Annotated in this window: 12 protein-coding genes; 2 read left to right on the top strand and 10 right to left on the bottom strand. The window is 61.9% G+C overall.

All coding sequences use genetic code 11. The features are described from left to right. Window positions 1–183 (top strand): lipocalin family protein (locus DBR12_RS06915; protein ID WP_146185489.1); only part of this gene is annotated, 183 nt, incomplete at its 5' end. Between the two features lie 64 nt (window positions 184–247). On the opposite strand, the gene DBR12_RS06910 is transcribed toward DBR12_RS06915, so the two are convergent. From DBR12_RS06910 to DBR12_RS06890, 5 genes are all read right to left on the bottom strand, one after another. After that, window positions 248–1,249 carry a branched-chain amino acid ABC transporter permease gene (locus DBR12_RS06910; protein ID WP_108616584.1) on the bottom strand — a complete coding sequence of 334 codons (1,002 nt, stop codon included), beginning with the start codon at window positions 1,247–1,249 and terminating at the stop codon, window positions 248–250. Between the two features lie 12 nt (window positions 1,250–1,261). Further along, window positions 1,262–2,146 carry a branched-chain amino acid ABC transporter permease gene (locus tag DBR12_RS06905; RefSeq protein ID WP_108616583.1) on the bottom strand — a complete coding sequence of 295 codons (885 nt, stop codon included), beginning with the start codon at window positions 2,144–2,146 and terminating at the stop codon, window positions 1,262–1,264. 101 nt (window positions 2,147–2,247) lie between these two features. Then, window positions 2,248–3,441, bottom strand: a complete 1,194-nt coding sequence (locus tag DBR12_RS06900; protein WP_108616582.1) for an ABC transporter substrate-binding protein — start codon at window positions 3,439–3,441, stop codon at window positions 2,248–2,250. A gap of 61 nt (window positions 3,442–3,502) precedes the next feature. Beyond that, complete coding sequence (locus DBR12_RS06895) at window positions 3,503–4,234, bottom strand: ABC transporter ATP-binding protein (RefSeq protein WP_108616581.1); 732 nt, start codon at window positions 4,232–4,234, stop codon at window positions 3,503–3,505. Between the two features lie 187 nt (window positions 4,235–4,421). Then, entirely contained in the window at window positions 4,422–5,192 is a 771-nt protein-coding gene (locus tag DBR12_RS06890; RefSeq protein ID WP_108616580.1) for an ABC transporter ATP-binding protein, read from the bottom strand. Window positions 5,193–5,540: 348 nt separating this feature from the next. On the opposite strand from DBR12_RS06890, the gene DBR12_RS06885 reads away from it, so the two are divergent. Then, window positions 5,541–7,394 (top strand): ABC transporter transmembrane domain-containing protein, encoded by a 1,854-nt coding sequence (locus tag DBR12_RS06885; RefSeq protein ID WP_108616579.1) that lies wholly within the window; start codon window positions 5,541–5,543, stop codon window positions 7,392–7,394. Window positions 7,395–7,532: 138 nt separating this feature from the next. On the opposite strand, the gene DBR12_RS06880 is transcribed toward DBR12_RS06885, so the two are convergent. From DBR12_RS06880 to nuoL, 5 genes are all read right to left on the bottom strand, one after another. Beyond that, window positions 7,533–8,018 carry a DUF1178 family protein gene (locus DBR12_RS06880; RefSeq protein ID WP_108616578.1) on the bottom strand — a complete coding sequence of 162 codons (486 nt, stop codon included), beginning with the start codon at window positions 8,016–8,018 and terminating at the stop codon, window positions 7,533–7,535. 48 nt (window positions 8,019–8,066) lie between these two features. Beyond that, window positions 8,067–8,375 (bottom strand): DUF2818 family protein, encoded by a 309-nt coding sequence (locus DBR12_RS06875; protein WP_108616577.1) that lies wholly within the window; start codon window positions 8,373–8,375, stop codon window positions 8,067–8,069. 88 nt (window positions 8,376–8,463) lie between these two features. Beyond that, window positions 8,464–9,957 carry an NADH-quinone oxidoreductase subunit NuoN gene (nuoN, locus tag DBR12_RS06870; RefSeq protein WP_108616576.1) on the bottom strand — a complete coding sequence of 498 codons (1,494 nt, stop codon included), beginning with the start codon at window positions 9,955–9,957 and terminating at the stop codon, window positions 8,464–8,466. A gap of 24 nt (window positions 9,958–9,981) precedes the next feature. Continuing rightward, window positions 9,982–11,457: an NADH-quinone oxidoreductase subunit M gene (locus DBR12_RS06865; RefSeq protein ID WP_108616575.1), complete on the bottom strand. Its 1,476-nt coding sequence runs from the start codon at window positions 11,455–11,457 to the stop codon at window positions 9,982–9,984. Window positions 11,458–11,469: 12 nt separating this feature from the next. Further along, complete coding sequence (nuoL, locus tag DBR12_RS06860) at window positions 11,470–13,521, bottom strand: NADH-quinone oxidoreductase subunit L (protein WP_108616574.1); 2,052 nt, start codon at window positions 13,519–13,521, stop codon at window positions 11,470–11,472. Window positions 13,522–13,541 lie beyond the last annotated feature (20 nt).

Genomic DNA, 13,541 nt, shown 5'->3' with positions numbered 1-13,541 from the left:
GTGTTGACGCCTGTGGGCGAATTTGAGGTGCGCGCGCTGCTGGACAACCAGGAGCTGGACAGCAGTGGGTCCAGCGGCGCGATTTACTGGGAGGGCTTGTCTGACCTGCTGGACGGCGGCGGGCAGCCCGTGGGCCGGGGCTATCTGGAGATGACCGGATACGCAAAGCCGCTGCGCCTGTGAGGGCGGCAGCGGCTTTTTTGAGCTGTAGCAAAGAGAAAGCCCGCCGTTGCGGGCCATGGTCAGATCAATGCTTGGCGGCGTTGCCCGCGCGGCGCTGTGCCAGCCAGGCAATGATCTCGCCCATGATGCCCCGGCGGAATGCCAGCACACAGATCACAAAGATCAGGCCGGTGACCATGGTGACGGATTCGCCCAGGGTCTTGAACCATTCCACACTGGTCAGGGCGGCCAGCAGGTTGCCGAATTCGCCGATCTTGTTCTCCAGTAGCACCACCACGGCCGAGCCGATGAGCGGGCCCGACAATGTGCCCAGGCCGCCCACCAGCGTCATCAAAATGACCTGGCCCGAGGCTGTCCAGTGCACATCCGACAGCGTGGCAAAGCCCAGCACCAGTGTCTTGAGCGAGCCTGCCAAGCCCGCCAGCGCAGCCGACAGCACGAAAGCCAGCAGCTTGAAGTGCTGCACGTCGTAGCCCAGCGAGATGGCGCGGGGTTCGTTCTCCTTGATGCCCTTGAGCACCTGGCCAAACGGCGAATGGATGGTGCGAACGATGAGCAGGAAAGCCGCCACCACGATGACCAGCGCCACGTAGTACATGACGAGGTCGCTCTTGAGATCAATCACACCAAACAGCTTGCCGCGTGGCACGCCCTGCAGGCCATCCTCACCGCCCGTGAAAGGCGCTTGCAGGCAGGCAAAAAACAGCATCTGCGCCAGCGCCAGCGTGATCATGGAGAAGTAGATACCCTGGCGGCGGATGGCCAGCCAGCCAAACAGCAGGCCCAGCAGGGCCCCACCGCCGGTGCCCAGCAGCAGCCCCACTTCGGGCGTGAGGCCCCAGACCTTGATGGCATGACCCGTGACATAGGCTGCGCCGCCCAGAAACGCCGCGTGTCCAAAGGACAGCAGCCCGGTAAAGCCCAGCAGCAGGTTGAAGGCCGAAGCAAACAGTGCAAAGCACATGAGCTTCATCACGAAAACAGGGTAGGCACCGAAGAATGGTGCAACAACCAGGCCCAGCAGCAGCAGGCCGTATCCGATGGGGGCAATGTTCTTGAAGTTCATGCTGGCTGCCCCTTATTTTTCTTTGCCGAACAGGCCGGCGGGGCGGATGAGGAGAACGATGACCATGATGACGAACACCACGGTGGACGACGCTTCGGGGTAGAACACCTTGGTGAAGCCTTCGATGACGCCCAAGCCGAGCCCGGTCAGGATGGAGCCCATGATGGAGCCCATGCCGCCGATGACCACCACCGCAAACACCACGATGATGAGGTTCTGGCCCATGAGCGGAGTGACCTGGTACACGGGAGCAGCGAGCACACCGGCAAACGCCGCCAGCGCGGCACCAAAGGCGTAGGTCAGTGTCACCATCACTGGCACGTTGATGCCGAAGGCCTCCACGAGGCGCGGGTTTTCGGTGCCGGCGCGCAGGTAGGCGCCGAGCTTGGTTTTTTCGATCACATACCAGGTGGCCAGGCACACGACCACCGATGCCACCACGACCCAGGCGCGGTAGTTGGGCATGATCATGAAACCGAGGTTGGTGGCGCCTTCGAGCAGTTCGGGCGTGTCGTAGCCCAGGCCCGATACGCCGTAGATGGAGCGAAACACGCCTTCGATGAGCAGCGTCAGGCCCAGTGTGAGCAGCAGGCCGTAAAGGTGGTCGAGCTTGTAGATCCAGCGCAGCAGCAGGCGTTCGATAAGCACACCGAACAGCCCCACCACCAGCGGCGCCAGCACCAGCATCAACCAGTAGTTGATGCCCAGGTAGTTCATGGCCATCCAGGTGATCAGTGCGCCCGTCATGAACAGCGCACCGTGCGCAAAGTTGATGACGTTGAGCAGGCCGAAGATCACGGCCAGCCCGAGGCTGAGGATTGCGTAGAACGAACCATTGACCAGCCCCAGAAGGAGCTGGCTCAACAGGCCGGGCAATGAGACACCAAAGATTTCCATGGGAGGCAGCAGCAGGTGGAGGGGTTCAGGTCAGAGGGCGCCCACGGGCCAGGCCCCGCCGGCAGCGGCAGGGTCGGGCGCGGGGGCTTTCTCTCAGGGGTTTACTTCCAGAGCGCGCACTTGCTCTCGGCCTTGGTGGTGAACACCTGGTCACCGGGTAGCTTCTTGATGAGCTTGTAGTAGTCCCAGGGCTTGGTGGATTCCGAAGGCTTCTTCACTTCCATGAGGTACATGTCGTGCACGTAGCGGCCGTCAGGACGCAGCTGGCCGGAGCCGAAGAAGTCGTTCATCTTCATGCCGCGCCAGGTGGTCATCACCTTGTCGGCGTCCACCGTCTTGGCGGCTTCCACGGCCTTGAGGTAGTTCATGGTGGCGGAGTAGTCGGCCGCCTGGATTTCAGTGGGCATGCGCTTGGTCTTCTCGAAGAAGCGGGCGGCAAACTTGCGCGTCTCGTCGTTCAGGTCCCAGTACCAGCTGGTGGTGAACTGCAGGCCTTCGGTGTTGCGCAGGCCCAGGCTGTGCACGTCAGAGATGAAGATCAGCAACCCAGCGAGCTTCATGCTCTTGCCAATACCGAATTCTTTGGCGGCCTTGATGGCGTTGATGGTGTCGCCGCCGGCATTGGCCAGCCCCAGGATCTGGGCCTTGGAGTTTTGCGCCTGCAGCAGGAAGGAGGAGAAGTCCGACGCGTTGAGCGGGTGGCGCACGGCGCCCACCACGGTGCCGCCCTTGGCCTTGACCACGGTGCTGGTGTCAGCCTCCAGCGCGTGACCGAAAGCGTAGTCTGCCGTGAGGAAGTACCAGCTCTTGCCGCCGTTGTCGATGATCGCAGAGCCCGTGCCCTTGGCCAGGGCGACCGTGTCGTAGGCGTAGTGCACGGTGTAGGGCGAGCATTGTTCGTTGGTCAGTGCCGAAGATGCTGCGCCATTGTTGATGTACACGCGCTTCTTCTCCAGGGCCACCTTGGCTGTGGCCAGTGCCGTGCCGGAGTTGGTGCCGCCAAAGACCATAGTCAAGCCCTGGGTGTCAATCCACTCGCGGGCCTTGGAGGCAGCGATGTCGGCCTTGTTCTGGTGGTCGGCCGTGAGCAGCTCGATGGGCATGCCCAGCACCTTGCCGCCGAAGTCGTCAATGGCCATCTGGATGGCGACCGCACCGTTCTTTCCCTCCAGGTCGGCATACAGGCTGGACATGTCGGTGATGAAGCCGATCTTGACCTTGTCCTGCGCCTGGGCCGTAGAGGCCAGCCCTGCAGCGGCCAGCATCAGGGCCAGCAGTGTGAGTTGTTTCTTCATGGATTTGTCTCCTGTGGGTGTGGTGGTTGAAGAAAGCGGAAAAATGTGAAGCGGGCTGCGTTCAGACGCCCAGCAATTCGTTGAGTACGGGCATCTTGGCGTCGAGTTCGGCCGCCCCGAATTTCTCGACGATGCGGCCATGCTCCATCACGTAAAAGCGGTCGGCCAGCGGTGCGGCAAAGCGGAAGTTCTGCTCGACCATGACCACCGTGTAGCCCTTTTCGCGCAGCATCTTGATCATGCGGGCCAGGGCCTGCACGATGACGGGCGCGAGGCCTTCGGAGATTTCATCTAGCAGCAGCAGGTTGGCGCCAGTGCGCAGGATGCGGGCCACGGCCAGCATCTGCTGCTCGCCGCCCGATAGGCGCGTGCCCTGGCTGTTCTTGCGCTCGGCCAGGTTGGGGAACATGGCGTAGATCTCTTGCACTGACATGCCCGGTGTGCCGGTCTTGAGCGCAGGTGGCAGCAGCAGGTTTTCTTCGCACGACAGGCTGGAGAAGATGCCGCGCTCTTCGGGGCAGTAGCCCACGCCCAGGTGGGCGATGCGGTGCGTGGGCATGTTCACGGTTTCCACGCCGTTGATCTTGACCGAGCCCTTGCGCGCGCCGGTCAGGCCCATGATGGCGCGCATGGTGGTGGTGCGGCCTGCACCGTTGCGGCCCAGCAGCGTGACCACCTCGCCGGGCTGGACGACGATGTCCACGCCGTGCAGCACATGCGATTCGCCGTACCAAGCTTCGAGGTTCTTGATTTCCAGCGCAGGCACGCCGTTGTTGTTGGAAGGATTAGCCATCTCAGTTGTCCATTGCGTTCCGCGCTGCCTGTAGAAACCGGCACGCACAAAGCCAGTGCCCCCGCGCAAGGGCCGCCGAACTGCTCAGGCAGCGCTTCGCTTGCGTGCGCTGGGGGCGTCCCCCTCCCGCATAGCGCAGCGAGGCGAGAGAGGGGGAAGGCGAGAAGCGACTCAGGGGGAGCTTCATTCAATGCGCTCCTTGGAGTTGGCCGTCGGTGGTGCCCATGTAGGCTTCCATCACTTGCGGGTTGTTGGAGACTTCTTCGTAGGGCCCTTCCGCCAGCACAGCGCCGCGCTGCAGCACGGTGATGCGGTCGGCTATGGTGGAGACGACCTTCATGTTGTGCTCCACCATCAGGATGGTGCGACCCGCCGAGACCTTTTTGATGAGCTGGGTGACGCGGTCCACGTCTTCATGACCCATGCCCTGTGTGGGCTCGTCGAGCAGCATCAGCTCGGGCTCCATCGACAGGGTGGTGGCGATCTCCAGCGCGCGCTTGCGGCCATAGGGCAGGTTCACGGTGACTTCATCGGCCAGGTCTTCCAGGCCCACCTCGGTCAGCAGTTGCATGGCGCGGTCGTCCAGCTGGCTCAGGGTGCGTTCGCTGCGCCAGAAATGGAATGAGGTGCCCAGCTTGCGCTGCAGCCCCAGACGTACGTTCTCCATCAGCGTGAGGTGGGGGAACACCGCCGAGATCTGGAACGATCGGATCACACCGCGCCGTGCAATCTGCGCGGGCTGCTCGCGTGTGATGTCGTGCCCGTTGAATCGGATGAGCCCCGAGGTGGGCTCCAGGAACTTGGTCAGCAGGTTGAAGCAGGTGGTTTTGCCTGCGCCATTGGGGCCGATCAGCGCATGAATCGAACCACGGCGCACGGCCAGGTTCACATCGCTCACGGCAGTGAAGCCCTTGAACTCTTTGGTCAGGCTTTTGGTTTCAAGAATGACGTCGCTCATTGCGCCTGGGCCGCTCCGTAGGGTGCTGAGGAATGGAGCCTTGCAGCAAGGTCTCCGTGTGTGGGGGTCTCAGCGCATCGTATGTCTCCCTACCCTGCGGTAGATACTGGGACTAATGCCTATGTATAAATGCCTACGTACTCACCGACCGCCCCGCAGGCACGCTACCGGTTGCTGGCCCACACCGCAGGCCAGCGCTCAATCTCGCCCTTCGCGCCGCCCGCCACAACTCCGGCACCAAGGCCCGTCATGCGGGCGCATCACTGACGGTTTACTGACGGCGCGCCCAGCAAGCCCACCGCGCGTCTCGCCACGCATGCTTTCGTTGACCGGGCCTACACTGCCACCATGGCATCTACCCCCTCCTCCCACCCGGCACGCGGGGCTCCGCGCTCATTGACCGGACTGCTTCCATTTCTGCGCCCGTACCGCGTGCACATCCTGCTGTCGGGGGTCTTCCTGGTGCTGGCTGCGCTGGCCACGCTGGCGTTTCCGATGGCGCTGCGCGGCCTGATTGATGGAGGCCTGGTGGGTGGCTCGGCCAGTGACAAGGGCGCGCAGGCCATGGCGCTGCGGGGCCACTTCGAGGCATTGTTCGCCGTCGCGGTTGCGCTGGGCGTGTTCTCTGCCGCGCGCTTTTACATGGTGAGCTGGCTGGGCGAACGGGTGACCGCCGACCTGCGCAATGCGGTCTACGGCCATGTGCTGCGCCAAAGCCCTCAGTTTTTTGAAACCACGCAGACAGGAGAGGTGTTGTCCCGCCTCACGGCCGATACCACCCTGGTGCAGACCGTGGTTGGCTCGTCGCTGTCGATGGGGCTTCGCAATGCGGTGATGGGCATTGGCGCGCTGGCCATGCTGGTGTGGACCAACCCGTATGTCATGTCGGTGGTGTTGCTGGCGGTGGTGCTGGTAGTCTTGCCCACCATGTGGATCGGGCGGCGCGTGCGGCGGCTGTCGCGCGACAGCCAGGACCGGGTGGCAGATTCCAGCGCCATTGCCGCCGAGGTGCTGAACGCCGTGCCGGTGGTGCAAAGCCATGCGGCCGAGCCGCGCGAGGCGGCCCGATTCATGCGCGCCACCGAAAACGCCTTCCAGGCTGCTATCCAGCGCACCCGTGCACGCGCAATACTGGTCGCCTTCATCATCATCGCCAATGCCGCCCTGCTGCTGTGGGGGCTGTACCGGGGCACCGAGGCCGTACTGGCAGGCAAGATGAGTGCGGGCCACCTGGGCCAGACTGTGGTCTATGTGATCCTGCTTGCGGGGGCCGTGGCCGTGCTGGGCGAGGTGTACGGCGACCTGTTGCGCGCCGCAGGCGCCACCGAACGACTGATGGAACTGCTGGAAAGCAGCTCCCCCGTGGCAGATCCCGCCACACCCAAAACCTTGCCCACTTCAGGCCAGGGCCTGGAAGTGCAGTTTGACAATGTGTGGTTCCACTATCCGTCGCGCCCGGAGCAGGCCGCCTTGCACGGCTTTTCGCTGCACTTGGCCCCCGGGGAGACCGTGGCCCTGGTCGGCGCGAGCGGTGCGGGCAAGACCACGGTGCTGCAGCTGCTGCAACGCTTCTATGACGTGGACGTTAGTGCCCGCGAGGCCCCTGGCACGCCGGGCACATCGGCGCCACGGCAAGGGCGCATTCTGCTCAATGGAGTGGACATCCGCGACATGGCGCTGGGCACCCTGCGGGCCCACACCGGCACGGTGCCACAGGACGCGGTGATCTTCTCAGCCTCGGCCATGGAGAACATCCGCTATGGGCGCCCCGAGGCCACAGACGAAGAAGTCATGGCCGCTGCCCGCGCAGCCTTTGCCCATGACTTCCTCACGGCCCTGCCCGAGGGCTACGCCACCTTTCTGGGTGAGCGCGGCGTGCGGCTGTCGGGTGGGCAGCGCCAGCGTATCGCGATTGCGCGGGCCATGCTCAAGAACCCGCCCCTGCTGCTGCTGGACGAAGCCACCAGCGCACTCGATGCCGAGAGCGAGCGGATGGTGCAAGCGGCACTGGACACGGCCATGCAGCGCCACACGGGCCGCCGAACCACACTGGTCATTGCACACCGGCTCGCCACCGTGCAGAACGCAGACCGCATCGTGGTGCTGGACCACGGGCGCATCGTTGAACAGGGCACCCACACCAGCCTGCTGGCGCAAGGGGGTGTTTATGCCCGCCTGGCCGCTCTGCAGTTCGCGGCGTGATGCGCGCGGGTGCAACTTGGCAGAGACAGGGAGTTATTTACTATCAAATTGATAGCTATTAGTGCTTAGTGGTCGCGCGGAGACGGGCTAAAAAGGCACAAATTTTGTCTCATCCATCCCGCCCCAGAGCAGAAAAGCCTATTGCAGGGTTTCTTTGGCAGCCGCTGGCAGGGGCAGGGGCATGACGGCAATGCCCTCTTCCAGCAGCTGCACCGCCTCATCAGGCGTGGCCTGGCCCCGGATGGCGCGCTCCTGCACCTCTCCGTGGTGCATGCGCCGGGCCTCCTGGGCAAAACGCTCGCCCACATCCTCGGTGTTGGCCACCACTTTGCGAGCCAGCGCCAGCCAAGCGGCCTGCAAGGCTGGGGGCAGTGCCACCGTTTCAGATGGAGTTACGCCTTGGGAGCCCTCCGTAGCGATGGGTTGCGCTAGCGCGGCGGCGGCGGCAGGTGCCCGGGCACCCAGATTCAGGCGCGGGGCGCTGAGCCGCTTTTCAATGTGGTCGTCACCGCACAGGGGGCACTGCACCAGGCCGCGTTGCTTCTGACCTTGGAAGTCGTCCTCGGAGCCAAACCAGCCCTCAAAGACATGGCCTTGCCGACATTGGAGGTCCAGCACCTTCATGGCAACACTCGTGCGCGACGCAATCGTGGGGGAACAGTTTCGGCCAGATCAGCTGTGGTGACGCCGCAGCAAATACCGGTAGACAAAACCAGGAAAGGCAAAGGTCAGGAACATGGTGCCGGTGATGGCGTAGAACTCCCAGCCCTGGGGGGCGATCTGGCCAGCACGACGCTCAAGGACCAGCGCCAACGCCCCCACCACAAAGTACAGAACAACCAATTCCAGCAGTCGCCCCACCAACGGCTTGGCATGGGCTGCGACCGGCCCGACCACCAGCCAACGCTGGTTGACAAAAGGCAGGTTGGCGGCCACGAAGGACGCCACGATGATGAGCCAGACCGATCCGGTAAGCGACACGGCAGTACGAGCCCAGATCGGTCAGCGACCGAAGAAGAAAACAGAAGCAGCGCACCGCTGCAGCGTCAGCATGTGAACCAGCGTCAGATCAGGTCGCCAGCGCGCGCACCACGGCGTCCGCACACAGGGCCATCAGGCCACCGGGCAGCAGACCCAGCCCCAGAACCAAGGCGCCGTTGATGGTCAGCACCACGCGCACGTCCATGGGGGCAGACACGTTCGTGGCCGTCAGCGGCGCATCGAAATACATGACCTTGACCACGCGCAGGTAGTAGAAAGCACCGATCAGCGACATGATGACGGCAAAGACCGCCATGGCGATGTACAGGCCCTGGCCTGAGGCGACCAGCGCCTGCAGCACCGACAGCTTGGCGTAGAAACCCACCATGGGCGGGATGCCGGCCATGGAGAACAGGCACACCGCCATCACCCCCGCGTACAGCGGGCTACGCTGGTTCAGGCCAGCAAAGTCAGAGATCTCTTCGCTCTCAAAGCCTTCACGCGCCAGCAGCAAGATCACGCCAAAGGCGGCCAGCGTGGTCAACACATAGGTCACCACGTAGAACATGGATGCGCTGTAGGCGTTCTCGACCGCCGTGGCATCCACGTTGCCGTTGATGACACCCGACATCAGGCCCAGCAGCACAAAACCCATTTGCGAAATGGTCGAGTACGCCAGCATGCGCTTGAGATTGGTCTGCGCAATGGCAGCCAGGTTACCCACCAACAGCGAGCCAATGGCCAGCACAGCCAGCATCTGCTGCCAGTCGATCGCCAGCGGGAGCAAGCCATCCACCAGCAAGCGGATGGTGATGGCAAACGCTGCCAGCTTGGGCGCGCCGCCGATCATCAGTGTGACTGCCGTGGGAGCGCCTTGGTACACGTCAGGGATCCACATGTGGAAAGGCACCACGCCGAGCTTGAACGCCAGGCCAGCCACCACAAAAACGAGACCGAAAACCAGAACCTGGTGCTTGATCTGCCCGGAGTTGACGGCCTTGAACACTTGGCCGATGTCCAGGGAGCCAGTGGCACCGTAGACCATGGACAGGCCATACAGCAGGAAACCACTGGCCATGGCGCCGAGCACGAAGTACTTCATGGCTGCTTCGGTCGCCGTGGCGTTGTCACGGCGCAGGGCCACCAGAGCGTAGCTAGACAGCGTGAGCAGTTCCAGGCCCAGGTAGATCACCAGGAAGTTGTTGCCGGAGATCATGATGAACATGCCCAGCAGCGCAAACATCGACAGTGTGAAAATTTCGCCGCCGCGCATCATGTCGCGATCGGCCGCGTAGGGGCGGCTGTAGACCAGCGTGACCATCATGGCCACGGTGGCGAAACATTTGAGCCAGTTGCCCATGGCGTCGCTCACCACCATGTTGCCAAAGCCATAGAAGGTGTTGCCGCTGCTGGCATACATGGCCTGCAAAGCAGCCACCACGGCCAGCGTGAGCATGGTCAGCACATAGGTGCCAGTGCGGCGGGCGCTGTGGACCCCCAGATCGACCAGCGCAATGACGCAGGCCATGGTCAACAGCACGATTTCGGGGTAAATCGCGAGCCAGCTGATGTTGTCAATCATCTCGAATCTCTCAGTTCAGTCTGGTCAGTTCAGCTTCGTCAGTGCGACATGCTTGAGCAATTCCGCGACCGATGTGTCCATCACGTCCGTGAAGGGGCGTGGGTACAGGCCCATGGCCAGCACGGCAATCGCCAGCAGCGACATCACCAGGAATTCGCGGCTATTGATGTCGGTGAGTTCCTTGACGTGGTCGTTGGCCACAGGGCCCAGGTACACGCGCTTGAACATCCACAGGGTGTAGGCCGCACCGAAGATCAGCGCCGTGGCCGAGGCCAGGCCAATCCAGAAGTTGGCCTTGGTAGCGCCCAGGATCACCATCCACTCGCCCACAAAACCAGCCGTGCCCGGCAGGCCGCAGTTGGCCATGGCAAACAGCAGCGCGAAGGCCGTAAAGTTGGGCATGGTGTTGACCACGCCGCCGTAGGCAGCGATTTCACGCGAATGCACGCGGTCATACAGCACGCCGATGGACAGGAACATCGCGCCCGAAACGAAACCGTGGGCAATCATCTGCACAAGGCCACCTGATACACCCAGGTCGTTGAAGATGAAGAAACCCAGCGTCACGAAACCCATGTGCGCCACGGACGAATAGGCCACCAGCTTCTTCATGTCCTTCTGGACCATGGCCACCAAGCCCACATAGATCACGGCGATCAGCGACAGAGCGATCATCAGCCAAGCCCATTCGCGCGAAGCGTCGGGGGCAATGGGCATGGAGAAACGCAGGAAGCCATAGGCACCCAGCTTGAGCATGATCGCCGCAAGCACTGCGGAACCACCGGTGGGCGCTTCCACGTGCACATCGGGCAGCCAAGTGTGGACAGGCCACATGGGCACCTTCACCGCAAACGCTGCGAAGAACGCGAAGAACAACAAGGTCTGCGACTTGCTGCTCAGGGGCAATTGGTGCCAGGTCGCGATATCAAAACTGCCACCGGACTGGTTGTACAGGTAGATCAGCGCGATGAGCATCAGCAGCGAGCCGAGCAGCGTGTACAGGAAGAACTTGAACGCCGCGTAGATCTTGTTGGGGCCGCCCCAGATACCGATGATCAGGTACATCGGGATCAGCGTGGCTTCGAAGAACACGTAGAACAGGATGCCGTCGAGCGCACTGAACACGCCGATCATCAGACCCGACAAGATCAGGAAGGCGCCCATGTACTGGTTGACACGCTCGGTGATGGCCTCCCACGAGGCGATCACCACAATCACCGTGATGAAGGCTGTGAGCGGTACGAACCAGAACGAGATGCCGTCGACGCCCAGGTGGTAGTGCACATTGAAGCGTTCAATCCACGAAGCCTTCTCGACAAACTGCATGGCAGCAGTGCCCAGCTTGAAGCCGTCGTACAGAGGCAGCGTGACCAGGAAACCCAGCAGCGCCCCCAGCAAGGCCAGCCAGCGCACGACACGCGCGTGTTCATCCCGCCCAATGGCAAGCAGCAGCACACCGAAGGCAATCGGTGTCCAGATTGCAAGACTCAACAGACCCATTTGTTGTTTTCCTTATTTGATGAGCTGCAGGAGCGTGTCGCCCCAGACGAACCAAGTCATCAGAGCGAAGACACCCAGAATCATCACCAGCGCGTAGTGGAAGATGAAGCCTGACTGAACCCAGCGCACGATGCCAGCTACACCCCGCACGACCTTCCAGGAGCCGTTTACCAGGGCACCATCGATCACCGCCTGATCACCGCCCTTCCACAGGCCCACGCCCAACAGGCGGGCGCCACGGGCCAGGATGTTTTCGTTGATCCAGTCCATGCCGTACTTGTTTTCAAGCAGCTGGTACACCTTGATCGATTCAAAGAAACGCTTTAGTGCTGCAGGCAGTGCCGGATTGACCATGTACATGTAGTACGAAGCCGCCACACCTGCCAACGCGAGCCAGAAAGGGGCCGTCTGCAGGCCATGTACAGCCATGGCCACGGGGCCGTGGAAGATTTCTGCGAGCTTCGCCATCGCGGGGTGCTTGGCAGCGTCCACAAAGATCACATCCTTGAAGAAGTCGCCAAACAGCATGGGCTGGATGAACATGAAACCCACCACCACAGATGGAATGGCCAGCAGCACCAGAGGTACCGTCACCACCCAAGGCGATTCATGCGGCTTGGCATCATGGCCGTGATGGTCGTCATGGCCATGATGATCATCGTGGTGGGCGTCAGGATTCTGGTCGTAGCGTTCCTTGCCATGGAAGACCAGGAAGTACATGCGGAACGAATAGAACGCCGTGATGAAGACACCGGCCAGCACGGCAAAGTGCGCAAAACCAGCGGCAGGGAGCTGGCTGAAATGCACAGCCTCAATGATGCTGTCCTTGGAGTAAAAGCCCGCGAACAAAGGCGTACCGATCAGCGCCAAAGAACCCAGCAGCGAGGTGATCCAGGTGATGGGCATGTACTTGCGCACACCGCCCATCCAGCGGATGTCCTGGTTGTGATGCATGCCCATGATGACCGAGCCGGCACCGAGGAACAGCAGGGCCTTGAAAAACGCGTGGGTCATCAGGTGGAACACCGCAACCGAGTAGGCCGAAGCACCCAGCGCCACGGTCATGTAGCCCAACTGCGACAGTGTGGAATAGGCCACCACACGTTTGATGTCGTTCTGGATGATGCCCAGGAAACCCATGAACAGCGCGGTGATAGCACCGATCACCAGGATGAAGTTGAGGGCGGTGTCCGACAGCTCGAACAGCGGTGACATACGCGACACCATGAAGATACCGGCGGTCACCATGGTGGCCGCGTGGATCAGAGCCGATATGGGGGTCGGACCTTCCATCGAGTCGGGCAGCCAGACATGCAGCGGAAACTGGGCCGACTTGCCCATGGCGCCGATGAAAAGGCAGATACAGATAACGGTGATCAGCAGCCAGTCGGTGCCGGGGAATGCCAGTGCGCCGAGTTCACCCGACTTGGCGAAGATTTCGCTGTAGTTCAACGTGCCGGTGTAGGCCGCGATCAGACCGATGCCCAGGATGAAGCCGAAGTCACCAACACGGTTAACCAGAAAGGCCTTCATGTTGGCGAAAATCGCCGTGGGCTTGTTGAACCAGAAGCCGATCAGAAGGTAGGAAACCAGGCCCACGGCTTCCCAGCCGAAGAACAGCTGCAGCAGGTTGTTGCTCATGACCAGCATGAGCATGGAGAACGTGAACAGCGAGATGTAGGCGAAGAAGCGGTTGTAGCCGTCATCTTCTTCCATGTAGCCAATGGTGTAGATGTGCACCATCAGCGACACGAAGGTCACAACCACCATCATCATGGCGGTGAGGCTGTCGATCAGAAAGCCCACTTCCATCTTCAGGCCACCCACCACCATCCAGGTGTAGAGCGTCTCATTGAAACGGGCACCATCCACGGCCACGCTCTTGAGCGTCATGGCCGAGAGGATGAAAGCGACGAGCACGCCAAGGATCGTCAGCGTGTGGCTCAGGCGGCGACCAATCCAGTTGCCACCAAAGGTTGTGCCGAAGATACCGGCCAGCAGAGCGCCCGCCAGCGGAGCCAGTGGCACGGCCAGGAGCGTTGAAGCAGAGAGGGTTTGACTCATTCTTGAGAACCTTGGGAATA

The sequence above is a fragment of the Acidovorax sp. HMWF029 genome (assembly GCF_003060895.1).
Taxonomy (GTDB): Bacteria; Pseudomonadota; Gammaproteobacteria; order Burkholderiales; family Burkholderiaceae_C; genus Acidovorax.
The sequence above is the reverse complement of the archived record's forward strand: the minus strand, read 5'-3'. Positions and strand labels throughout refer to the sequence as shown.